We start from the raw sequence: 19028 nt of genomic DNA, 5'->3' as shown, positions 1-19028 counted from the left end.
CAAACCACCCATCAGCCGCCTCGGTCTCCCGAAGGACGACCTGTTGAGATTCCACAGCTAACCCACCCTACGATTCCTACGCACCCTCAACAAACATCAGCCGCCGCTCCAGCGCCGTCTGCCGCAGCTTCAATGCCTCGGCATATTCCGCCGACGCGTACCATTCGCGCGCCCGGGCCATCGACGGAAACTCGACGATGATCATGGTCTTCGGCGGCGGGCCGCCCTCCACCACCTCGGCGGCCCCGCCGCGCGCGAGGTAGCGGCCGCCGTATTGCGCGATCGTCTGCGCCGCAAGCGCGCGATAGGCCTCCATCGCACTCCTGTCGCGCACCTCGACCTCGGAGATCACATAGGCCGGCATGTGCGTCGCCTCAGGCAATCGTGTTGACGATGCCGCCTTCCGCGCGCAATGACGCGCCGTTGGTCGCGGACGCCTCCTTCGACGCAACATAGACCACCATGTTGGCAATCTCGTCGACGCTGGCGAAGCGCTGGATCAGCGAGCTCGGGCGATGCTGCTTGACGAAATTGGCTGCGGCTTCATCCACCGACTGACCGTTTTGTTTCGCGAGATCCTTCACGAAGGTCTCGACGCCCTCCGACATGGTCGGACCCGGCAGCACGGAATTGACGGTGACGCCGGTGCCGCGGGTGAGCTGCGCCAGGCCGCGCGCGACCGAGAGCTGGGCGGTCTTGCTCATGCCGTAGTGAATCATCTCGACGGGAATGTTGAGGCCGGATTCCGAGGAGATGAAGACGATGCGGCCCCAGTTGCGCTTGAGCATGCCCTTCAGATACGCGCGCGACAGCCGCACGCCGCTCATGACGTTGACCTCGAAGAAGCGGCTCCAGTCCTCGTCGGGGATCTCGAAAAAGTCCTTTGGCTCGAAGATCCCGGCATTGTTGATGAGGATGTCTACCTCCGGCAGTGCCGCCACAAGCGCCTTGCAGCCCGATGCGGTCGACACGTCGGCAGCAATGCCGCGCACCTTGCCACCCGCCGCTTCCAGCTTGCGCACGGCGGCATCGACCTTGTCCTGGCCGCGCCCGTTGATCACGACGCTGGCGCCCGAGGCGGCAAGGCCCTTGGCAATGGCGTGGCCGATGCCGGCGGTCGAGCCGGTCACCAGTGCAGTTTTTCCGGAAAGGTCGATGTTCATGTAGTATCTCCATCAGATCGATGATGGGCATATCGGGCGCGGCGGATCGGGCCGCAATCGGCACTCACCAATCAGTGAGACGCCAGCACTTTTCCTGCGACAACGTAGACACCCTGCCTGAACCGCGGCTGGAACGATTATTGCTAGCAGCACGGCGTCTCATGTGAACACGGAAGAATTATGCGATGAAGCGAACGGCTCTCACGATTTTCCTCGGACTGGTCGGCTTGATGGGCGGCAATTCGCTCGCGCCCGCTCAAACGGTCTATCCGGAAAAATCGTTGCAATTGATCTGCCCCTTCCCGCCGGGCGGCGCTTCCGACGTGGTCGCGCGCATTATCGGCAGCGAACTGGAGACGCGGCTCGGCAAGCCCGTGATCATCATGAACCGTCCCGGGGGCGGCACCACCATCGCGGCCAAGGAAGTCGCGCGCTCGGCGCCTGACGGATACACCCTGTTCTTCAGCTCAAACTCGAGCTTCACGCTGCCGGCAGCCGTGAAGGAAAGCGTGCCTTACGACGCGGCCAAGGATTTCGAGCCGCTCGGCCAGGTCGGCAAGATCACGCTGGCGCTGGTCACCTACAAGGACAATCCGGTCAACGACGTGGCCTCGCTGGTCGCCGAAGCGAAGGCCAATCCCGACAAGCTGTCGCTCGCATCCTTCGGCGTCGCGACCGTCTCGCATTTCGCCGGCGAGCTGTTCAAGTCCAGTGCCGGGGTCAAGATGGTCCACCTGCCCTACAAGGGCAGTGCACCGGCAATGAACGACCTCATCGGCAAGCACATTCAGTACCACGTCGACACCGTGATCGCCGTGAAGCCGCAGATCGACGCCGGCACCGTCAAGGTGCTCGCGGTGTTCTCGGGCAAACGCACGTCCTACCTGCCCGACGTGCCGACGCTTGCCGAACTCGGCTATGGCAACATCGACTTCGCGTCCTGGGGCGCGGTGGTCGCGCCCAAGGGGCTGCCGCCGGCCGTTCGCGACAAGCTGTCGGCGACGCTGGAGGAGATCATCAACAGCCCGTCCGTCATCGAGCGCTTCACCAAGGTCGGCTTCGAACCAGGCTTCACGCGCTACAGCGATTGGGCGGGAGCCATCGGCAAGGAGACCGCCGAGATGAAGGAGATCGCGCAAAGGGCGGGGATCAAGGAAGAATAGTCTCGCCGATCTTCGCCAGCCCCAAAACAAAAGCGGCGCCCGAGGGCGCCGCTTTCAATTCCGTACCTGCTGAAACGGCTTTAGCTAGCGCTACCTCTGAGAACGGCGCGCTCTTTCGTGCCGTCCAGGACCTGATCAAGATCCTTGGCGAAGGCGTTGACGAGCGCATATTCTGTCAAGAAGCGGATAGTGGCCGAGCTCGACGCGTCAATAACAGTCGCTTGGCGGTAGTCAGAGACAAGGTCGACTTGGACGAGAAGGATGCCTCTGGCGTTGTAGGGCTTGACCGTCACTCGAAGATGACACTGGAAATCTTCGTCTTTGCCCACACCACCTTCGATTGTCGGTGGCGCTGTCGAACTCAAGGGAAAGGAGCTCAGAGAAGTGACAAAGACCTCCTTTACATTCGACCGGTTGAACCACGCTGAAGCTTGGCCAGAAAATGTGCCTGATCTCACCACCGCCGTGAGTTCACCCAGCCATTGATCGTCCGGCACGTATGTGAGTTGTAATTCCGCATCACTCATGGCTCTAACGCCTCCACAATCCAAGCCAATTGCCACCTGGACAGCGCGGTAGCAACGAAAAGAGCGCGCAAAGCTGAGAGCAACAAAAAAGCGGCGCTCCAAGGCGCCGCTTTCTCAACTAAATGCCGGCCGGCTTACGCCGCCTCGGCTTCCTTCTCCTGCACCGGACCGGAATCCTGGCCCTTGGCATCGACGTCGCGATCGACGAACTCGATCACGGCCATCGCGGCGTTGTCGCCGTAGCGGAAGCCGGCCTTGATGATGCGGGTGTAGCCGCCCTGGCGGTCCTTGTAACGGGTCGCCAGCACGTCGAACAGCTTCCTGACCTGATCCTTGTCGCGCATCTCGGAGATGGCCTGGCGGCGCATGGACAGCCCGCCCTTCTTGCCGAGGGTGACCAGCTTCTCCACGATCGGGCGCAATTCCTTCGCCTTCGGGAGCGTGGTGACGATCTGCTCGTGCTTGATCAGCGCGGCCGCCATGTTGGCGAACATCGCCCTGCGGTGCTCGGCCGTGCGGTTGAGCTTCCGATGAACCTTGCCGTGACGCATGTGACTATTCCTTACGTTAAAACTGCCGCGACGGTTCGTCGGACATGTTGCTCAGGTGGGCTGCCTGCGTTCGCCCATTTAGTCATTCCGGACGGCGCGAGGCGACGACCCGGAATCTCGAGATTCCACAATGCGCAATTGCGCATTGGACGATGCTTGCGCATCGCCCCGGAACGCCGAATCTCAGTAGTGATCCTCGAAGCGCTTGGCGAGCTCGTCGATGTTCTCCGGCGGCCAGCCCGGCACTTCCATGCCGAGATGCAGACCCATCTGGGCCAGCACTTCCTTGATCTCGTTCAGCGACTTGCGGCCGAAGTTCGGGGTGCGGAGCATTTCCGCTTCGCTCTTCTGCACGAGGTCGCCGATGTAGACGATGTTGTCGTTCTTCAAGCAGTTGGCCGAACGCACCGACAGCTCGAGCTCGTCCACCTTCTTGAGGAAGGCCGGGTTGAAGGCGAGGTCCGGGATGATCTCCTGGGCGACTTCCTTGCGCGGCTCTTCGAAGTTGACGAACACGTTGAGCTGATCCTGGAGGATGCGGGCGGCGTAAGCCACCGAGTCATCCGGCGAGATCGCGCCGTTGGTCTCGATCGTCATGGTCAGCTTGTCGTAGTCGAGGATCTGGCCCTCGCGGGTGTTCTCGACCTTGTAGGAGACCTTGCGGACCGGCGAGTACAGGCTGTCGACCGGGATCAGGCCGATCGGCGCGTCCTCGGGACGGTTGCGCTCGGCGGGCACGTAGCCCTTGCCGGTCGCGACCGTGAACTCCATGCGGATCTCGGCGCCCTCGTCGAGGGTGCAGATCTGGAGGTCCGGGTTGAGCACGACGACGTCGCCGACGGTCTGGATGTCGCCGGCGGTGACGACGCCCGGGCCCTGCTTCTTCACGACCATGCGCTTGGGGCCTTCGCCCTGCATCTTGATCGAGATGTCCTTGATGTTGAGCACGATGTCGGTGACGTCCTCACGGACGCCAGCGATCGAGGAGAACTCGTGCAGCACGCCGTCGATGTGCACCGACTGCACCGCCGCGCCCTGGAGCGAGGAGAGCAGGATGCGGCGCAGCGCGTTGCCGAGGGTCTGGCCAAAGCCGCGCTCGAGCGGTTCGGCGACGATGGTCGCGAAGCGGGCCGGATCGCTGCCGGGCGTGACCTGGAGCTTGTTCGGCCGAATCAGTTCTTGCCAATTTTTCTGGATCGTCACTGTTTCACCCATACAGGCCAGTCGAACTGCCGTTGCAGACACTGGCGTTGGAGAAAGGCCGCAGGTCGCACCTGCGGCTTCTTGCAAAAGTCATTGCGGGCGCCGATGCGCCCGCAACCTCGTATCAAACGCGCCGACGCTTGCGGGGACGGCAACCGTTATGCGGGATCGTGGTCACATCGCGGATCGAGGTGACGGTGAAGCCTGCGGCCTGGAGCGCGCGGAGCGCCGACTCGCGGCCCGAACCGGGACCGGCGACTTCGACTTCCAGCGTGCGCATGCCGTGCTCCTGCGCCTTCTTCGACACGTCCTCGGCGGCAACCTGCGCCGCGTACGGGGTCGACTTGCGCGAGCCCTTGAAGCCCATCGTGCCGGCGGAAGACCAGGCAATCGTGTTGCCCTGCGCGTCGGTAATGGTGATGGTCGTGTTGTTGAACGACGAGTTCACGTGCGCAACGCCGGAGGCGATGTTCTTGCGTTCACGACGGCGAACGCGGGTGGCTTCCTTGCCCATTGAGTACCTTTCCTGGAGATCTCAAACGCCGCCGTAATGCCAGCGGCTACACCTGTGGAACGAAAGGCGCGTGGCGAACGGGTCATCCCCGGTTCGCCACACGCCGCGATTGGATTCGAAAACTTACTTCTTCTTGCCGGCGATGGCCTTGGCCGGGCCCTTGCGCGTGCGCGCATTGGTGTGGGTACGCTGACCGCGCACCGGCAGACCACGACGATGACGCAGGCCGCGATAGCAGCCGAGGTCCATCAGACGCTTGATGTTGATGCCGACCTCACGACGCAGGTCACCCTCGACGAGATAGTCGCGGTCGATGACTTCGCGGATCTGGAGCACTTCGGCGTCGCTGAGCTGATTGACGCGACGATCCACCGGGATCTTCACCTTCTCCAGAATCTCACCGGCGATCTTCTGACCGATGCCATGGATGTACTGGAGCGCGATCAGCACGCGCTTGTTGGTGGGAATGTTCACGCCGGCAATACGGGCCACGGCCTTCTCTCCTGTTGCCGGTCCTCGTCAGGACCAGGCTTTAAGTGCTTGTGTTCTCGGGCAGGTGTTCACAAACGCGAACACGACGCCCACCCCCGGTCTTCCTGGGGCCCGGCATCGTCTGAAACTATCCGACTTGGATGCGGGGCTTATTAAGGGATTCCGGGGGCTTTCGTCAACCGCTGCTAGCGCTTAGCTCGCTTTTTCGTGACCTTTTTTGCGGCCTTTTTGGCACCCTTTTTGACAGCCTTCTTGGCGGTCTTCTTGGCAGCCTTCTTTACCGTCTTTTTGGCGGTGGTCTTGACCGCCTTCTTGGGGCCCTTCACGGCCTTCTTGGCCGCCTTTTTAGCGGATTTGGCGGGTTTTTTGGCCGCTTTCGCCGGCTTTTTGGCTGTTTTAGCCTTGGCCGCCCCCTTCTTGGCCGACGCAGCCTTGGCCGCGTTCTTGGCAGTTCCCTTGGCAGTTCCCTTGGCATGCGTCTTGGGCTCGACTGCCCCGAGCGCCAGGAGCTGGCGGTGGATCGCACGGGTGACCTCGTCGATGGCCATCATGCCATCGATGGTCGAGAGCTTCCGCCGCTCGGAATAGTAGTGAATCAGGGGCTCTGTCTGGCTGCGGTAGCTGGCAAGCCGCTTGGTCAGCACCTCAGGGGTGTCGTCGAGCCGAACCTCCTCACCGCGCTCCCGCATCTGGACGACTCGGGTCTCGACGCGACTCAGCAGCGCGCTTTCGTTGACGCGGAGCTCGATCACCGCATCGAGCTTGAGGTGCTTGTGCCTCAGCAGCTCGTCCAGCGCCTCGGCCTGCGGCACGGTGCGCGGGAAACCGTCGAGGATGAAACCGTTCCTGGCATCCGGCTGGTCGATCCGGTCGGAGATGATTCCGACCACGATATCGTCGGGCACGAGGCCGCCGCTGGCCATGATCTCCTTGGCCTTCAGCCCGACCGGCGTTCCCGCCGCCACGGCCGCGCGCAGCATCTCGCCGGTCGAGAGCTGGACGATACCATAGCGCTGCACCAGCAGCTGCGCCTGGGTCCCCTTGCCCGACCCCGGCGGTCCCAGAAGTATAATTCTCATCGGCGTACGCCCCCCGGATTGGTGAGCGATACGTCGCGCACCTGTGTTTTGATATCAAGAGCGGTGCCAACCACAACCAGCGCTCCACCGCCATTGACGATCATACTATAAGGCAGCCCGATCCCGTAAAGCTCGAAGACCTCTGGAATCAACTGCAATGCCGTCAGGTAGACGGCTCCGACGACCGTCGTCAATGATACGACGCGGTCGAGATAGTCGGCAGTCGCCTCGCCCGCTGCAACACCGGGAATTGTACCGTTACGCTGCGCCAGAGATTTGGCCGTGTATTCAGGATCGACGACATTGGCCGTGTAGACGAAGGCGAGCACGAACACCGCGATCGATCCGAGGACGACGTGGGCCAGCGCACCAAACTGAAGTTGACGGTAGGCCGCGGCGATCCACGGCGCATCGGCACTAAAGACGTAGGTCAGTCCAGCCAGCGGCAGAAACAGGATCCAGGGCGCCACCGTGGCCGGCACCAGAAAGCCGGCGCTGTTGATCTTCACCGGAAGAACCGCCGAACGCGCGGGCAGCAGGCGATCTCCGATTTTGCGTTCGGCGAACTCGACACCGACATTCCGCCGCGCGCCCTCGACGAAGACGATCAGAGCGACGACCGCGATCCAGAAGACGGCGTGGAACAACACGAGATTGCCGGAGATCTGGCCGCTCTCCAGAAGGCTTGCGATGCCGGCGATATCACGCGGAACACTAACGAGAAAATTGACGCTGAGCAGCAGCGCCAGACCATTGCCGATACCGTGACGGGTGATCTGTTCGCTGAGCCAGATCAGGACGAACACACCGCCGACGATCGAGACCGTGGCTGCGAGCACGGACCATTCGTCCGGATCGGGGACCAGCGCCGGAATTGACTGGATGGTCGAGGCGTAGCCGTAGGCCTGGAAGGTGGAAAATGCCAGGGTCAGGATCAGCGTGTAGCGGGAGAGCTTGCGCCGGCCACGCTCGCCTGACCTCTCGAGCGCGCTCAGGCGCTGCCATACCAGCGAGAGAAGCCGAACGATGATCGCAGCGCTCAGATAGGGAAGGATACCGAGCGCGAAGATCGAAAGGCGGACCTTATGCTCAGCCGAGAAAGACAGGCTCTGCGCGCCCATCCCTGCGAACGGCACCTGCGTGCCGAGCCTGAAAAGGAGCAGCGCGCCGATCGTGATAGCGATGCGGCGCGCGAGCTCGGTCGTCATCTTGCGATGGGCTCTACCTGCGGCGGCCCCGCAGCTTCGACTTCCGGATCAGGCCCTCATACTGATGGGCCAGCAGATAGCCCTGCACCTGCGCCACCGTGTCCATGGTGACGCTGACCACGATCAGCAGCGAGGTGCCGCCGAAGTAGAACGGCACCGAGGCGTATGAGATCAGGATCTCTGGGATCAAGCAGACGATTGCCAGATAGACGGCGCCGAGCACGGTGATGCGCGACAGCACGTAGTCGATATATTCCGCAGTGCGCTCGCCGGGACGGATGCCCGGAATGAAGCCGCCGTGCTTCTTCAGATTGTCCGCGGTCTCGGTCGGGTTGAACACGATCGCGGTGTAGAAGAACGCGAAGAACACGATCAGCGCGAGATACATGATCAGGAACAGCGGACGGCCGTGGCCGAGCTGGGTGGTGATCCACTGGAACCATTCCGGCCCGCTGCCCGCATTGAAGTTCGCAACCGTCGTCGGCAGCAGCAGGAGCGAAGAGGCGAAGATCGGCGGGATCACGCCCGAGGTGTTGAGCTTGAGCGGCAGATGCGAGGACTGGCCCTCGAACATCTTGTTGCCGACCTGGCGCTTCGGATACTGGATCAGCAGCCGGCGCTGCGCCCGCTCCATGAACACGATGAAGGCGATCACGGCGACCGCCATGATGATGACGACCAGGATCAGACCGGTCGACATCGCACCCTGACGGCCGAGCTCGAGCATGTTGGCGAGCGCCGCAGGCAGTTCGGCGACGATGCCGGAGAGAATGATCAGCGAGATGCCGTTGCCGATGCCGCGCGAGGTGATCTGCTCGCCCAGCCACATCAGGAACATGGTGCCGCCGGTCAGCGTGATCGCCGTGGACAGGCGGAAGAACATGCCGGGGTCGCTGACGACGTTGCCAGCGCCTTCGAGGCCCACCGCGATGCCGTAGGACTGGAACGCGGCCAGGATCACGGTCAGATAGCGGGTGTACTGGTTCAGCGTCTTGCGGCCGGCCTCGCCTTCCTTCTTCAGCGCCTCGAGCTGCGGCGAGACGGTGGTCAGGAGCTGGATGATGATCGAGGCCGAGATGTACGGCATGATGTTCAGCGCGAAGATCGCCATGCGGTGGATGCCGCCGCCGGCGAACATGTTGAACATGCCGAGGATGCCGCCCGCCTGGGAGCGGAACACCTGCTCCCAGATGTTGGGATCGATGCCCGGCAACGGGATGTAGGTCCCGAGCCGATAAACGAGCAGCGCACCCAGGGTGAACCAGATGCGCTTCTTCAGTTCGTCAGCCTTGGCAAACGCACCGAAATTGAGGTTGGCTGCCAGTTGTTCCGCTGCTGAGGCCATCTTGGACTTTCTCCCGCCGCCTGTTGCGCCGTCATGCCCGCGGCCGGGCTACTTTAGCGGACGCCGGACATTATCTGGGGCTCGGCTTCGATAAGTCCACGTCCCGCATGCGTAAAGGCCCGCGAGCCGCGGGCCAATGACGCAGTTGTTACGCCGCCTCGCCTTCTTCCTTGGCAGGGGCGAGGATCTTCACCGAACCGCCGGCCTTCTCGACCGCGGCAATCGCGGTCTTGGTGGCGCCGTGCACTTCGATGTTGAGCTTGGACTTGAGCTCGCCGCGGCCGAGCAGCCGCAGGCCGCCCTTGGCGCGGCGCAGCACGCCGCCCTTCACCAGGGCCTCGACGTTCACGACGCTGCCGGTGTCGATCTTCTTGGCATCGACCGCTTCCTGGAGCCGGTCGAGATTGATCTCGGCGAACTCCACGCGGAAGATGTTGTTGAAGCCGCGCTTGGGCAGACGGCGATGCATCGGCATCTGGCCGCCTTCGAAACCCTTGATGCGCACGCCCGAACGCGCGGTCTGGCCCTTGCCGCCGCGGCCGGACTGCTTGCCCTTGCCCGAACCAATGCCGCGGCCGACGCGCATACGCTTCTTGCGCGAGCCGGCGTTGTCGGCGATATCGCTGAGCTTCATCGCCCTTCTCCTTGTGTCTTGCGCATGATCTTCACCGAAAACCGGCACCCAGTTTCGGGATCATGCGCCCTGCTTACTTCTCGTCGACGATACGAACGAGATGGTGAACCTTCTCGATCATGCCGCGCACGGCCGGAGTGTCCGGCAGTTCGCTGGTGCGGCCGATCTTGTTGAGCTTGAGCCCGATCAGCGTCGAACGCTGCGAGTGATGGCGGCGGATCGCGCTGCCGGTCTGCTCGAGCTTGATCGTCTTTGCGGCCTTGGCCATCTTGGTCTACTCCGAAAAGCTTCCGTTAGTCGGCAGCCGCCTCGGCGTCGCCGCCGATACGGCGGGACTGGAGGGTGGACACCTTGATATTGCGGCGGGCTGCGACCGAACGCGGCGAATCCTGGTGCTTCAGCGCGTCGAAGGTCGCGCGCACCATGTTGTACGGGTTCGACGAGCCGATCGACTTCGCCACCACGTCCTGGACGCCGAGCGTCTCGAACACGGCGCGCATCGGGCCGCCGGCGATGATGCCGGTACCGGCCGGAGCGGCACGCAGGTAGACACGGCCCGCGCCATGACGGCCGGCGATGTCGTGATGCAGCGTGCGGCCCTCGCGCAGCGACACGCGGGTCAGGTTGCGCTTGGCGGACTCGGTTGCCTTGCGGATCGCCTCAGGCACTTCGCGCGCCTTGCCGTGACCGAAGCCGGCGCGGCCCTTCTGGTCGCCGATCACGACCAGCGCTGCGAAACCGAAGCGCTTGCCGCCCTTGACGACCTTGGCCACGCGGTTGATGTGGACGAGCTTGTCGACGAACTCGCTGTCGCGCTCCTCGCGCTCCTTGCGGTCGCGTCCGCCGCCGCGTTGATCGCGTCCACCACGTTGTTCGCGTTCTGCCATTTTTCCAATCCTTCTGAGGCTTGCGCCTCAATCCTCAAATTCTGTTAGAAGCTCAGCCCGCTCTCACGCGCCGCATCGGCAAGAGCCTTGACGCGCCCGTGATAGAGGTAGCTGCCGCGATCGAACACGACTTCCTTGACGCCCTTCTCGGCGGCGCGCTCGGCCAGCAGCTTGCCGACCGCCTTCGCCGCATCGATGTCGGCGCCGGTCTTGCCGCCGTCGCGCATCGACTTCTCGAGCGAGGAGGCAGAGGCCAGCGTCTCGCCCTTCAGGTCGTCGATGACCTGGGCGTAGATGTGCTTGGACGAGCGGAACACCGACAGACGCGGACGGCCACCACCGGAGCGGCGCAGCTTCAGCCGCACACTCCGCTTGCGCCGGGCATTCGTAACCTTGGCTTTCGACATGACCGGCTCCGTTACTTCTTCTTGCCTTCCTTGCGGAAGATGAATTCGCCAACATACTTCACGCCCTTGCCCTTGTAGGGCTCCGGCGGGCGGTACGAGCGGATTTCGGCCGCGACCTGGCCGACGCGCTGGATGTCGCTGCCCGTCACCGTGATTTCGGTCGGCTTCGGCACCGTGATCGTGATCCCCTCGGGGATCGCGTAAACCACGTCGTGGCTGTAGCCGAGCGCGAGCTGCAGATTCTTGCCCTGCATCGCGGCGCGGTAACCGACGCCGGTGATTTCGAGCTTCTTCTCGAAGCCCTTGGTGACGCCTTCGACCAGATTCGCGACCTGAGCGCGAGCGGTGCCGTACAGCGCCCGCGCGCGGTTGGTCTCAACCCGCGGGTTCACCTTCACCTGGCCGTTCTCGAGCTTCACCTCGACGTCGTCATGGACGACGAACTGAAGCTGGCCCTTCGGCCCCTTCATCTTGACGGTCTGCCCGTCGACGGTCGCGGTCACACCCGACGGAACCGCAACCGGTCTTTTGCCAACACGTGACATGGATCAAAAATCCTTCTCAGAACACCGTGAAGAGGACTTCACCGCCCACATTCGCGTCGCGCGCGCTGTGGTCGGCCATGATCCCCTTCGGCGTCGACAACACCGAAATGCCGAGCCCGTTGTTGACCCGCGGCAGGTTCTTCACCGAGGCGTAAACACGACGCCCGGGCTTGGAAACACGTTCGATCTCGCGGATGACGGGCTCGCCGTCGAAATACTTCAGCTCGATCTCGATCTCGCTGCGGCCCGAGGAGTGCTCGACCGTGGCGTAGCCGCGGATGTAGCCCTCGCTCTTGAGCACCTCGAGCACGTTCTCGCGCATCCGCGAGCCAGGCGTGGAGACCTTGCTCTTGGAGCGCATCTGCGCGTTGCGGATGCGGGTGATCAGATCGCTGATTGGATCGTGCGTAGACATCTAAACGACCCTCCTTACCAGCTCGACTTCACGAGGCCCGGGACCATGCCCTTGGAGCCAAGTTCGCGCAGCGCGATACGGGACAGCTTGTTCTTGCGGTAGTTCGAGCGCGGACGGCCCGACAGCTCGCAGCGAAGACGCACGCGGGTCGCCGACGAATTGCGCGGCATCTCGGCGAGCTTCAGGGTCGCGGCGAACCGCTCCTCCATCGGCAGCGTCTTGTCGGCGATGATCGCCTTCAACCGCTCGCGCTTCGGGGCGGCGTTCTTCACCATCCGCTTGCGCCGGTTGTTCTTCTCGATTGAACTCTTCTTTGCCATGCTTGGCTCCTGGGTATCCGCGTTTGAGAGGCTTTAGGTCAGCGTCTCACTGCCGGAACGGGAAATTGAAAGCGGTCAACAAGGCCCTCGCCTCTTCGTCGGTCTTGGCCGTGGTGCAGACGGTGATGTCCATACCGCGGGCTTCCGTGACCTTGTCGAAGTCGATCTCGGGGAAAATGATGTGCTCCTTGATGCCGAGCGAGTAGTTGCCGCGGCCGTCGAAGCTCTTCGGGTTCAGGCCGCGGAAGTCGCGGACGCGCGGCAGCGCAACCGTGACCAGGCGGTCGATGAACTCGTACATGCGGGCCTTGCGCAGTGTGACCTTGCAGCCGATCGGCTGGTTCTCACGCAGCTTGAAGGTCGCGATCGCGATACGCGAATAGGTCACGATCGCCTTCTGGCCGGCGATCTGGGTCAGCTCGGCAGCGGCGGTCTCGGCCTTCTTGCGGTCGTTGACGGAATCGCCAACGCCCATGTTCAGCACGACCTTGTCCAGGCGCGGAACCTGCATGACGTTCTCGTAACCGAACTTCTCGGTCAGCGCCGTGCGGATCTTCGCATCGTATTCCGCGCGCAGGCGCGGCGTGTAAGCGGCCTCAGCCATCGATCTCAGCTCCCGAGCTCTTGGCGATGCGGACCTTCTTGCCGTCCGCCAGAATCTTGAATCCGACGCGGGTCGGCTTTCCGTCCTTGCCGACATACGCGATGTTGGACAGTTGGATCGGCGCCTCTTTCGAGATGATGCCGCCCTCCTGGGCCTGCGTCTGCTTCTGGTGACGCTTGACCATGTTGACGCCGCGCACGAGCGCCGTGCCGGCGTCGGGGCGAACCTCGAACACTTCGCCGGTGCGACCCTTGTCGCGACCGGTCAGCACGACGACCTTGTCGCCCTTGCGGATCTTCGCGGCCATCACAGCACCTCCGGCGCGAGGGAAATGATCTTCATGTGATTCTTGGCGCGCAGCTCGCGCGGCACGGGCCCGAAGATACGGGTGCCGACCGGCTCGGACTGGTTGTTGATCAGCACGGCGGCGTTGCGGTCGAAGCGGATGACCGAACCGTCGGCGCGGCGGATGTCCTTGCGGACGCGCACCACGACGGCCTTCATCACGTCGCCCTTCTTCACCTTGCCACGCGGAATCGCTTCCTTGATCGAGACGACAATGATGTCGCCGATCGTGGCGTAGCGGCGCTTGGAGCCCCCGAGCACCTTGATACACATGACACGGCGTGCGCCAGAATTGTCGGCCACGTCGAGGTTGGTCTGCATCTGAATCATTGATGCACCTCGTCCTCTTCTCTCTTGCGCCAGCCCAGCCGGCGCTCAACATTTACCTGAAGGCAGTCGGCTAAAGCCAACAGATCAGGCGCTTTTCTTGTGTTCGCCCCGGATCACGATCCAGCGCTTCAACTTCGAAATCGGCTTCGATTCCTCGATCCAAACCATATCACCCGGCTTGAACTCGTTGTTCTCGTCGTGCGCGTGATAGTTCTTCGAACGGCGGATCGTCTTCTTGTAGATCGGGTGCGTGAAGCGGCGATCGACGCGGACAACGACCGTCTTGGCTGTCTTGTCGCTGACGACCACGCCCTGCAAAGTACGTTTCGGCATCTTCGTAAGCCTCTTACTTCTTCTTCGCGCGCGTCTGCGCGGCGACGGTCTTGATCCGGGCGATGTCGCGGCGGGCCTCGCGCAGGCGCGAGGTATTCTCGAGCTGCCCGGTGGCGCGCTGGAAGCGCAGGTTAAAGCGCTCCTTCTTCAGGTTCAGGATGGCGTCATCCTGCTGGTCGGGGCTCATCGCGCGGATGTCTTCGATCTTCATCTGGGCCATGGCCATTACTCCGCAATGCGCTCGACGAAGCGCGTCTTGATCGGCAGCTTGGCGGCCGCCAGGGTCAGCGCCTCACGCGCTGTCTGGGTGTTGACGCCGTCGATCTCGAACAGCACCCGGCCCGGCTTGACACGCGCCACCCACAGTTCCGGCGAACCCTTGCCGGAACCCATGCGGACTTCGGCCGGCTTCTTCGACACCGGAAGGTCGGGGAACACGCGGATCCAGACGCGGCCGGCGCGCTTCATGTGACGGGTCAGCGCGCGGCGGGCGGCTTCGATCTGGCGCGCGGTGACGCGCTCAGGCTCGGTCGCCTTCAGGCCGTACTGGCCGAACGCCAACGTCGCGCCCGAAGACGCAACGCCGTGGATGCGGCCCTTATGCGCCTTCCGGAACTTCGTTTTCTTAGGTTGCATCATGGCTTTAAGCCCTCAAATTCCTGTGCTGGCTCAGACCGCAGCGTTGTCGCGGCGCTGACGGCCACCACGATCACCACCGCCGCCGGTCTCGCCTTCGGCCATTCTCTTGTCCTGGGCCATCGGATCGTGCTCGAGGATCTCGCCCTTGAAGATCCAGACCTTGACGCCGCAGGTGCCGAAGGTCGTGAACGCGGTCGCAACGCCGTAGTCGATGTCGGCGCGCAGCGTGTGCAGCGGCACGCGACCTTCGCGGTACCACTCCATGCGCGCGATTTCCGCACCGCCCAGACGTCCCGAGCAGTTGATGCGGATGCCTTCCGCGCCGAGACGCATCGCCGACTGCACGGCGCGCTTCATGGCACGGCGGAACGCCACGCGGCGCTCCAGCTGCTGCGCAATCGACTCGGCCACCAGCGTCGCATCGAGCTCCGGCTTGCGGATCTCGACGATGTTGATGACGACGTCGGACGAGGTGATGTCCGCGACCCGCTTGCGCAGCTTGTCGATGTCGGCGCCCTTCTTGCCGATCACCACGCCCGGACGGGCCGAGTGGATGGTGACGCGGCACTTCTTGTGCGGACGCTCGATCACGATGCGGGCGACGGCCGCCTGCTTGAGCTCCTTGTGCAGGATCTCGCGGATCTTGACGTCCTCGTGCAGCAGCTTGCCGTATTCCTGCTTGCCGGCGAACCAGCGGGAATCCCAGGTCCGGTTGATGCCGAGACGCAGACCGATCGGATTGATCTTTTGACCCATCGTTTTCTCCTGCGACCCTTAAGCCGCTGCTGCTTCGGCTTCGACCTGACGAACAATGATCGTCAGCTGCGAAAATGGTTTGTAGACACGGCCCGAGCGGCCACGGCCGCGGGCGGCAAAGCGCTTCATCACGAGGCCGTTGCCGACGAAAGCCTGCGCCACGACGAGATCATCGACGTCGAGGTCGTGGTTGTTCTCGGCATTGGCGATAGCCGATTCCAAGCACTTCTTCACGTCAACCGCGATCCGCTTGCGCGAAAACTGCAGGTCGGCGAGCGCAGCAGCCGCCTTCCGGCCGCGAATGAGCTGGGCGACCAGGTTGAGCTTCTGCGGGCTCACCCGCAGCATCCGGGCGACCGCCTTGGCCTCGTTGTCGGCGAGGCTCCGTTCGCGCTTAGGTTTGCTCATCGTTTAATCCTCAAGCCTTCTTGGCTTTCTTGTCACCGGAGTGGCCATGGAAGGTCCGGGTCGGCGAAAACTCGCCGAACTTGTGACCGACCATTTCCTCGTTGACGGCCACCGGCACGTGCTTCTGACCGTTGTAGACGCCGAAGGTCAGACCGACGAACTGCGGCAGGATCGTCGAACGACGGCTCCAGATCTTGATGACGTCGTGACGGCCGGACGCGCGCGCGGCATCTGCCTTCTTGAGCAGAGAACCCTCGACGAACGGGCCTTTCCAGACTGAACGAACCATGTCCGGCGTTCCTTACTTCTTCCGCTTGTGGCGGCTTAGGAGAATGAATTTGTTGGTCGACTTGTTGGAGCGGGTCTTCTTGCCCTTGGTCGGCTTGCCCCACGGAGTGACCGGGTGGCGACCGCCCGAGGTACGACCTTCACCACCGCCGTGCGGATGGTCGATCGGGTTCATCGAAACACCGCGGTTGTGCGGCTTGCGACCCAGCCAACGGTTGCGGCCGGCCTTGCCGATCGAGGTGTTCATGTGATCCGGGTTCGACACCGCGCCGATCGTGCCGCGGCAACGGCCGTGCACCAAGCGCTGCTCACCCGAGTTCAGGCGGATGATGACGTAGTCCTGGTCGCGACCGACGAGCTGGGCGTAGGTGCCCGCGGAACGGGCGAGCTGGCCGCCCTTCCCGATCTTGACCTCGATGTTGTGGATGATCGTGCCGACCGGCATGTTGCCGAGCGGCATGACGTTGCCCGGCTTCACGTCGACATAGTTGCCGGCCACCACGGAATCACCGACCGCCAGGCGCTGCGGCGCCAGGATATAGGCCTGGGTGCCGTCTTCGTACTTGACCAGTGCGATGAACGCAGTGCGGTTCGGATCGTATTCCAGCCGCTCGACGGTCGCGGGCGCATCGACCTTGTCGCGCTTGAAGTCGACGATGCGCAGGGTCTGCTTGTGACCGCCGCCGCGGAAGCGCACGGTGATGCGACCGGTGTTGTTGCGACCGCCGGAGGAATGCTTGCCTTCGGTGAGCGCCTTGACCGGCTTGCCCTTGTACAGGGCCGAACGATCGACCATGACCAGCTGGCGCTGGCCCGGCGTCGTGGGATTGAATGTCTTCAGTGCCATCGTCGTACGACCTTACAGACCGGTGGTGACGTCGATCCGGTGACCCTCTTCGAGGGTCACGATCGCGCGCTTGGTGTTCGACTGCGAACCGAGGTTGCCGCGGAAGACCTTGGTCTTGCCCTTGCGGACCAGCGTGTTGACGCTCTTGACCTTGACGTCGAACAGCTTCTCGATCGCTTCCTTGATCTGCGGCTTGGTCGCCTTCGCGGCCACCTTGAACAGGACCTTGTTGTGCTCGGACGCCAGCGTCGCCTTTTCGGTGACGACCGGAGCAACGATCACGTCGTAGTGGCGAGGCTCGATGTTCTTCGTCATTTGAAGCGCGCCTCCAGCGCATCGATGGCGGCCTTGGTCAGAACAAGCTTCTGACGGCGCAGGATGTCATAGACGTTGATGCCCTGGATCGGCAGCACGTCCATGTTCGGGATGTTGCGGGCCGCGGCGGCAAAGCCGTTGTTGAGCTCGGCGCCGTCGATGATCAGCGCGTTGGTCAAGCCCAGGCCCGAGAAGTGACCGAGCAACGCCTTGGTCTTCGCGGCTTCCAGCGCGGCCTTCTCGATCACCAGCAGATCACCGTCCTTGGCCTTGGCCGACAGCGCATGCTTGAGAGCCAGCGCGCGGACCTTCTTCGGCAGGTCGGTGGCGTGCGAACGCACCACCGGACCGAAGGCGCGGCCACCGCCACGGAACTGCGGCACGCGGGCCGAGCCGTGACGAGCACCGCCGGTGCCCTTCTGCTTGTACATCTTCTTGCCGGTGCGCCAGATCTCGGCGCGGCCCTTGGCCTTGTGGGTGCCGGCCTGGCGCTTGTTGAGCTGCCACTGCACGCAACGCGCAATGATGTCCTGGCGCGGCTCGAGGCCGAAAATGGCGTCGGAAAGCTGGACCGAGCCGGCTTCCTTACCTTCGAGAGTGGTGACCTTCAATTCCATCTCACGCACCCTCCTGCTGGGCCGCAGCCTCGGCTTCGCCACCCGCAACCTTGAACTTGCCGGGCTTCGGAGCTTCCTTCGGCAGCGGCTTCTTGACGGCGTCGCGCACGCGGATCCAGCCGCCCTTGGAGCCGGGAACGGCGCCTTCGACGAGGATCAGGCCGCGCTCGACATCGAGCTGAACGACTCGAAGGTTGAGCGTGGTGATGCGGTCGACACCCATGTGGCCGGGCATCTTCTTGTTCTTCCAGGTCTTGCCGGGATCCTGACGACCACCGGTCGAACCGATCGAGCGGTGCGAGACCGACACACCGTGCGTGGCGCGCAGACCGCCGAAGTTCCAGCGCTTCATGCCGCCGGCGAAGCCCTTACCGACCGAGGTGCCGGTGACGTCGACGAACTGGCCGACGACGAAATGATCGGCCTGGATCTCGGCGCCGACCGGGATCATGGCATCCGCGGTGACGCGGAACTCCTCGACCCGGCGCTTCGGCTCGACCTTGGCGACCGCGAACTGGCCGCGCTCCGCCTTGGGCATGTAAACGGTCTTGCGGCTGCCAGAACCGAGCTGGAGCGCGACGTAACCGTTCTTCTCTTCGGTGCGGTGGCCTACGACCTGGCAATTGCCGAGCTTCAGCACGGTCACGGGGATATGTTCGCCGGCCTCCGTGAAGACCCGCGTCATCCCGACCTTTTGTGCGATCACTCCGGAGCGCATCGGCTTGCTTCCTGTTCTTTCTGTCCGCTTACGCGAACGGGATCCAAAAATCTTAGAGCTTGATCTCGACGTCGACACCGGCGGCCAGATCGAGCTTCATCAAAGCATCGACGGTCTGCGGGGTCGGATCGACGATGTCGAGCAGGCGCTTGTGAGTGCGCATCTCGAACTGTTCGCGGCTCTTCTTGTCGACGTGGGGCGAACGGTTGACGGTGAACTTCTCGATGCGGGTGGGCAGCGGAATGGGTCCGCGGACCTGCGCGCCGGTGCGCTTCGCCGTGTTCACGATCTCGCGGGTCGACGTATCGAGGATACGATGGTCGAACGCCTTGAGACGGATACGAATGTTTTGGCCGTTCATTGCCGTGGTCTCTC

The 19028-nt window shown here is 63.2% G+C and carries 32 protein-coding genes; 1 reads left to right on the top strand and 31 read right to left on the bottom strand.

Translation table 11 applies throughout. The features are described from left to right. Positions 1-76 precede the first annotated feature (76 nt). Together XI08_RS03395 and XI08_RS03390 are read right to left on the bottom strand one after the other, a co-directional pair. Complete coding sequence (locus XI08_RS03395; RefSeq protein ID WP_271573342.1) at positions 77-364, bottom strand: DUF1330 domain-containing protein; 288 nt, start codon at positions 362-364, stop codon at positions 77-79. 10 nt (positions 365-374) lie between these two features. Next, the gene (locus tag XI08_RS03390) at positions 375-1163 is read right to left on the bottom strand and encodes an SDR family NAD(P)-dependent oxidoreductase (protein ID WP_271573341.1); all 789 of its coding nucleotides are present in this window, start codon (positions 1161-1163) and stop codon (positions 375-377) included. A 185-nt stretch (positions 1164-1348) separates the two neighbouring features. On the opposite strand from XI08_RS03390, the gene XI08_RS03385 reads away from it, so the two are divergent. Beyond that, positions 1349-2326 (top strand): Bug family tripartite tricarboxylate transporter substrate binding protein, encoded by a 978-nt coding sequence (locus tag XI08_RS03385; protein ID WP_271573340.1) that lies wholly within the window; start codon positions 1349-1351, stop codon positions 2324-2326. An 80-nt stretch (positions 2327-2406) separates the two neighbouring features. Here the strand turns inward: XI08_RS03385 and XI08_RS03380 are convergent, their stop codons facing one another. From XI08_RS03380 to rpsJ, 29 genes are all read right to left on the bottom strand, one after another. Then, positions 2407-2853: a hypothetical protein gene (locus tag XI08_RS03380; RefSeq protein ID WP_271573339.1), complete on the bottom strand. Its 447-nt coding sequence runs from the start codon at positions 2851-2853 to the stop codon at positions 2407-2409. A gap of 134 nt (positions 2854-2987) precedes the next feature. Next, the gene (rplQ, locus tag XI08_RS03375; protein ID WP_027549207.1) at positions 2988-3404 is read right to left on the bottom strand and encodes a 50S ribosomal protein L17; all 417 of its coding nucleotides are present in this window, start codon (positions 3402-3404) and stop codon (positions 2988-2990) included. A 183-nt stretch (positions 3405-3587) separates the two neighbouring features. Then, the gene (locus XI08_RS03370; RefSeq protein ID WP_011088132.1) at positions 3588-4619 is read right to left on the bottom strand and encodes a DNA-directed RNA polymerase subunit alpha; all 1032 of its coding nucleotides are present in this window, start codon (positions 4617-4619) and stop codon (positions 3588-3590) included. Between the two features lie 112 nt (positions 4620-4731). Further along, positions 4732-5121 (bottom strand): 30S ribosomal protein S11, encoded by a 390-nt coding sequence (gene rpsK / locus XI08_RS03365; RefSeq protein ID WP_007603045.1) that lies wholly within the window; start codon positions 5119-5121, stop codon positions 4732-4734. Between the two features lie 123 nt (positions 5122-5244). After that, positions 5245-5613, bottom strand: a complete 369-nt coding sequence (gene rpsM / locus XI08_RS03360) for a 30S ribosomal protein S13 (RefSeq protein WP_008549231.1) — start codon at positions 5611-5613, stop codon at positions 5245-5247. A 185-nt stretch (positions 5614-5798) separates the two neighbouring features. After that, positions 5799-6692, bottom strand: coding sequence for an adenylate kinase (locus XI08_RS03355; protein ID WP_271573338.1), 894 nt, complete (start codon positions 6690-6692; stop codon positions 5799-5801). Further along, positions 6689-7813 carry a preprotein translocase subunit SecY gene (locus tag XI08_RS03350; protein WP_271573337.1) on the bottom strand — a complete coding sequence of 375 codons (1125 nt, stop codon included), beginning with the start codon at positions 7811-7813 and terminating at the stop codon, positions 6689-6691. The genes XI08_RS03355 and XI08_RS03350 overlap by 4 nt, the downstream gene beginning before the upstream one ends. Before the next feature lie 100 nt (positions 7814-7913). After that, entirely contained in the window at positions 7914-9245 is a 1332-nt protein-coding gene (gene secY / locus XI08_RS03345; protein ID WP_027549203.1) for a preprotein translocase subunit SecY, read from the bottom strand. Between the two features lie 148 nt (positions 9246-9393). Then, the gene (rplO, locus tag XI08_RS03340; protein ID WP_271573336.1) at positions 9394-9879 is read right to left on the bottom strand and encodes a 50S ribosomal protein L15; all 486 of its coding nucleotides are present in this window, start codon (positions 9877-9879) and stop codon (positions 9394-9396) included. Positions 9880-9952: 73 nt separating this feature from the next. Then, positions 9953-10147 (bottom strand): 50S ribosomal protein L30, encoded by a 195-nt coding sequence (gene rpmD, locus XI08_RS03335; RefSeq protein WP_011088137.1) that lies wholly within the window; start codon positions 10145-10147, stop codon positions 9953-9955. Between the two features lie 25 nt (positions 10148-10172). Further along, a complete protein-coding gene (gene rpsE, locus XI08_RS03330) occupies positions 10173-10766 on the bottom strand; it encodes a 30S ribosomal protein S5 (protein WP_027549202.1) in 594 nt (197 codons plus the stop codon). Between the two features lie 44 nt (positions 10767-10810). Next, positions 10811-11173, bottom strand: a complete 363-nt coding sequence (rplR, locus tag XI08_RS03325) for a 50S ribosomal protein L18 (protein WP_007603036.1) — start codon at positions 11171-11173, stop codon at positions 10811-10813. Between the two features lie 11 nt (positions 11174-11184). After that, positions 11185-11718 (bottom strand): 50S ribosomal protein L6, encoded by a 534-nt coding sequence (gene rplF / locus XI08_RS03320; protein WP_027549201.1) that lies wholly within the window; start codon positions 11716-11718, stop codon positions 11185-11187. Positions 11719-11734: 16 nt separating this feature from the next. After that, on the bottom strand, positions 11735-12133 hold the full coding sequence (rpsH, locus tag XI08_RS03315) for a 30S ribosomal protein S8 (RefSeq protein ID WP_027549200.1): 399 nt from the start codon (positions 12131-12133) through the stop codon (positions 11735-11737). 14 nt (positions 12134-12147) lie between these two features. Next, positions 12148-12453 carry a 30S ribosomal protein S14 gene (gene rpsN, locus XI08_RS03310; protein WP_011088140.1) on the bottom strand — a complete coding sequence of 102 codons (306 nt, stop codon included), beginning with the start codon at positions 12451-12453 and terminating at the stop codon, positions 12148-12150. A 46-nt stretch (positions 12454-12499) separates the two neighbouring features. Then, on the bottom strand, positions 12500-13057 hold the full coding sequence (rplE, locus tag XI08_RS03305) for a 50S ribosomal protein L5 (RefSeq protein ID WP_018647250.1): 558 nt from the start codon (positions 13055-13057) through the stop codon (positions 12500-12502). Then, positions 13050-13364 (bottom strand): 50S ribosomal protein L24, encoded by a 315-nt coding sequence (gene rplX / locus XI08_RS03300; protein WP_018647249.1) that lies wholly within the window; start codon positions 13362-13364, stop codon positions 13050-13052. The genes rplE and rplX overlap by 8 nt, the downstream gene beginning before the upstream one ends. Further along, positions 13364-13732, bottom strand: a complete 369-nt coding sequence (gene rplN / locus XI08_RS03295) for a 50S ribosomal protein L14 (protein WP_007603030.1) — start codon at positions 13730-13732, stop codon at positions 13364-13366. Before rplN ends, rplX begins: the two co-directional genes overlap by 1 nt. Before the next feature lie 84 nt (positions 13733-13816). Next, positions 13817-14065 carry a 30S ribosomal protein S17 gene (gene rpsQ / locus XI08_RS03290; RefSeq protein ID WP_027549198.1) on the bottom strand — a complete coding sequence of 83 codons (249 nt, stop codon included), beginning with the start codon at positions 14063-14065 and terminating at the stop codon, positions 13817-13819. Between the two features lie 13 nt (positions 14066-14078). Continuing rightward, a complete protein-coding gene (gene rpmC, locus XI08_RS03285) occupies positions 14079-14285 on the bottom strand; it encodes a 50S ribosomal protein L29 (protein ID WP_011088144.1) in 207 nt (68 codons plus the stop codon). 5 nt (positions 14286-14290) lie between these two features. Then, on the bottom strand, positions 14291-14704 hold the full coding sequence (gene rplP, locus XI08_RS03280) for a 50S ribosomal protein L16 (protein ID WP_008549252.1): 414 nt from the start codon (positions 14702-14704) through the stop codon (positions 14291-14293). Between the two features lie 30 nt (positions 14705-14734). Continuing rightward, positions 14735-15460 carry a 30S ribosomal protein S3 gene (gene rpsC / locus XI08_RS03275; RefSeq protein ID WP_011088146.1) on the bottom strand — a complete coding sequence of 242 codons (726 nt, stop codon included), beginning with the start codon at positions 15458-15460 and terminating at the stop codon, positions 14735-14737. Positions 15461-15478: 18 nt separating this feature from the next. Then, positions 15479-15868, bottom strand: coding sequence for a 50S ribosomal protein L22 (gene rplV, locus XI08_RS03270; protein ID WP_135178090.1), 390 nt, complete (start codon positions 15866-15868; stop codon positions 15479-15481). A gap of 10 nt (positions 15869-15878) precedes the next feature. Then, on the bottom strand, positions 15879-16157 hold the full coding sequence (rpsS, locus tag XI08_RS03265; RefSeq protein WP_008136357.1) for a 30S ribosomal protein S19: 279 nt from the start codon (positions 16155-16157) through the stop codon (positions 15879-15881). Positions 16158-16169: 12 nt separating this feature from the next. Further along, the gene (gene rplB / locus XI08_RS03260; protein WP_011088148.1) at positions 16170-17003 is read right to left on the bottom strand and encodes a 50S ribosomal protein L2; all 834 of its coding nucleotides are present in this window, start codon (positions 17001-17003) and stop codon (positions 16170-16172) included. A gap of 12 nt (positions 17004-17015) precedes the next feature. After that, positions 17016-17318: a 50S ribosomal protein L23 gene (locus XI08_RS03255; RefSeq protein WP_011088149.1), complete on the bottom strand. Its 303-nt coding sequence runs from the start codon at positions 17316-17318 to the stop codon at positions 17016-17018. Further along, entirely contained in the window at positions 17315-17935 is a 621-nt protein-coding gene (gene rplD, locus XI08_RS03250) for a 50S ribosomal protein L4 (protein ID WP_057745497.1), read from the bottom strand. The genes XI08_RS03255 and rplD overlap by 4 nt, the downstream gene beginning before the upstream one ends. 1 nt (position 17936) lies before the next feature. Then, positions 17937-18653 carry a 50S ribosomal protein L3 gene (gene rplC / locus XI08_RS03245; protein ID WP_027549196.1) on the bottom strand — a complete coding sequence of 239 codons (717 nt, stop codon included), beginning with the start codon at positions 18651-18653 and terminating at the stop codon, positions 17937-17939. A gap of 52 nt (positions 18654-18705) precedes the next feature. After that, positions 18706-19014, bottom strand: a complete 309-nt coding sequence (rpsJ, locus tag XI08_RS03240; protein WP_002712302.1) for a 30S ribosomal protein S10 — start codon at positions 19012-19014, stop codon at positions 18706-18708. Positions 19015-19028: the final 14 nt, after the last annotated feature.

The sequence above is a fragment of the Bradyrhizobium sp. CCBAU 11361 genome (assembly GCF_028128935.1).
In the GTDB taxonomy this organism is placed as follows: Bacteria; Pseudomonadota; Alphaproteobacteria; order Rhizobiales; family Xanthobacteraceae; genus Bradyrhizobium; species Bradyrhizobium niftali.
This window is presented reverse-complemented; position numbering and strand designations above follow the sequence as displayed.

Bases quoted from the DNA above. Each gene is read 5' to 3' on its own strand.
- XI08_RS03395 (WP_271573342.1), bottom strand. From the start codon at position 364: ATGCCGGCCTATGTGATCTCCGAGGTCGAGGTGCGCGACAGGAGTGCG.
- XI08_RS03390 (WP_271573341.1), bottom strand. From the start codon at position 1,163: ATGAACATCGACCTTTCCGGAAAAACTGCACTGGTGACCGGCTCGACC.
- XI08_RS03385 (WP_271573340.1), top strand. From the start codon at position 1,349: ATGAAGCGAACGGCTCTCACGATTTTCCTCGGACTGGTCGGCTTGATG.
- XI08_RS03380 (WP_271573339.1), bottom strand. From the start codon at position 2,853: ATGAGTGATGCGGAATTACAACTCACATACGTGCCGGACGATCAATGG.
- rplQ (WP_027549207.1), bottom strand. From the start codon at position 3,404: ATGCGTCACGGCAAGGTTCATCGGAAGCTCAACCGCACGGCCGAGCAC.
- XI08_RS03370 (WP_011088132.1), bottom strand. From the start codon at position 4,619: ATGGGTGAAACAGTGACGATCCAGAAAAATTGGCAAGAACTGATTCGG.
- rpsK (WP_007603045.1), bottom strand. From the start codon at position 5,121: ATGGGCAAGGAAGCCACCCGCGTTCGCCGTCGTGAACGCAAGAACATC.
- XI08_RS03355 (WP_271573338.1), bottom strand. From the start codon at position 6,692: ATGAGAATTATACTTCTGGGACCGCCGGGGTCGGGCAAGGGGACCCAG.
- XI08_RS03350 (WP_271573337.1), bottom strand. From the start codon at position 7,813: ATGGGCGCGCAGAGCCTGTCTTTCTCGGCTGAGCATAAGGTCCGCCTT.
- secY (WP_027549203.1), bottom strand. From the start codon at position 9,245: ATGGCCTCAGCAGCGGAACAACTGGCAGCCAACCTCAATTTCGGTGCG.
- rplO (WP_271573336.1), bottom strand. From the start codon at position 9,879: ATGAAGCTCAGCGATATCGCCGACAACGCCGGCTCGCGCAAGAAGCGT.
- rpmD (WP_011088137.1), bottom strand. From the start codon at position 10,147: ATGGCCAAGGCCGCAAAGACGATCAAGCTCGAGCAGACCGGCAGCGCG.
- rpsE (WP_027549202.1), bottom strand. From the start codon at position 10,766: ATGGCAGAACGCGAACAACGTGGTGGACGCGATCAACGCGGCGGCGGA.
- rplR (WP_007603036.1), bottom strand. From the start codon at position 11,173: ATGTCGAAAGCCAAGGTTACGAATGCCCGGCGCAAGCGGAGTGTGCGG.
- rplF (WP_027549201.1), bottom strand. From the start codon at position 11,718: ATGTCACGTGTTGGCAAAAGACCGGTTGCGGTTCCGTCGGGTGTGACC.
- rpsH (WP_027549200.1), bottom strand. From the start codon at position 12,133: ATGTCTACGCACGATCCAATCAGCGATCTGATCACCCGCATCCGCAAC.
- rpsN (WP_011088140.1), bottom strand. From the start codon at position 12,453: ATGGCAAAGAAGAGTTCAATCGAGAAGAACAACCGGCGCAAGCGGATG.
- rplE (WP_018647250.1), bottom strand. From the start codon at position 13,057: ATGGCTGAGGCCGCTTACACGCCGCGCCTGCGCGCGGAATACGATGCG.
- rplX (WP_018647249.1), bottom strand. From the start codon at position 13,364: ATGGCCGCGAAGATCCGCAAGGGCGACAAGGTCGTCGTGCTGACCGGT.
- rplN (WP_007603030.1), bottom strand. From the start codon at position 13,732: ATGATTCAGATGCAGACCAACCTCGACGTGGCCGACAATTCTGGCGCA.
- rpsQ (WP_027549198.1), bottom strand. From the start codon at position 14,065: ATGCCGAAACGTACTTTGCAGGGCGTGGTCGTCAGCGACAAGACAGCC.
- rpmC (WP_011088144.1), bottom strand. From the start codon at position 14,285: ATGGCCCAGATGAAGATCGAAGACATCCGCGCGATGAGCCCCGACCAG.
- rplP (WP_008549252.1), bottom strand. From the start codon at position 14,704: ATGATGCAACCTAAGAAAACGAAGTTCCGGAAGGCGCATAAGGGCCGC.
- rpsC (WP_011088146.1), bottom strand. From the start codon at position 15,460: ATGGGTCAAAAGATCAATCCGATCGGTCTGCGTCTCGGCATCAACCGG.
- rplV (WP_135178090.1), bottom strand. From the start codon at position 15,868: ATGAGCAAACCTAAGCGCGAACGGAGCCTCGCCGACAACGAGGCCAAG.
- rpsS (WP_008136357.1), bottom strand. From the start codon at position 16,157: ATGGTTCGTTCAGTCTGGAAAGGCCCGTTCGTCGAGGGTTCTCTGCTC.
- rplB (WP_011088148.1), bottom strand. From the start codon at position 17,003: ATGGCACTGAAGACATTCAATCCCACGACGCCGGGCCAGCGCCAGCTG.
- XI08_RS03255 (WP_011088149.1), bottom strand. From the start codon at position 17,318: ATGACGAAGAACATCGAGCCTCGCCACTACGACGTGATCGTTGCTCCG.
- rplD (WP_057745497.1), bottom strand. From the start codon at position 17,935: ATGGAATTGAAGGTCACCACTCTCGAAGGTAAGGAAGCCGGCTCGGTC.
- rplC (WP_027549196.1), bottom strand. From the start codon at position 18,653: ATGCGCTCCGGAGTGATCGCACAAAAGGTCGGGATGACGCGGGTCTTC.
- rpsJ (WP_002712302.1), bottom strand. From the start codon at position 19,014: ATGAACGGCCAAAACATTCGTATCCGTCTCAAGGCGTTCGACCATCGT.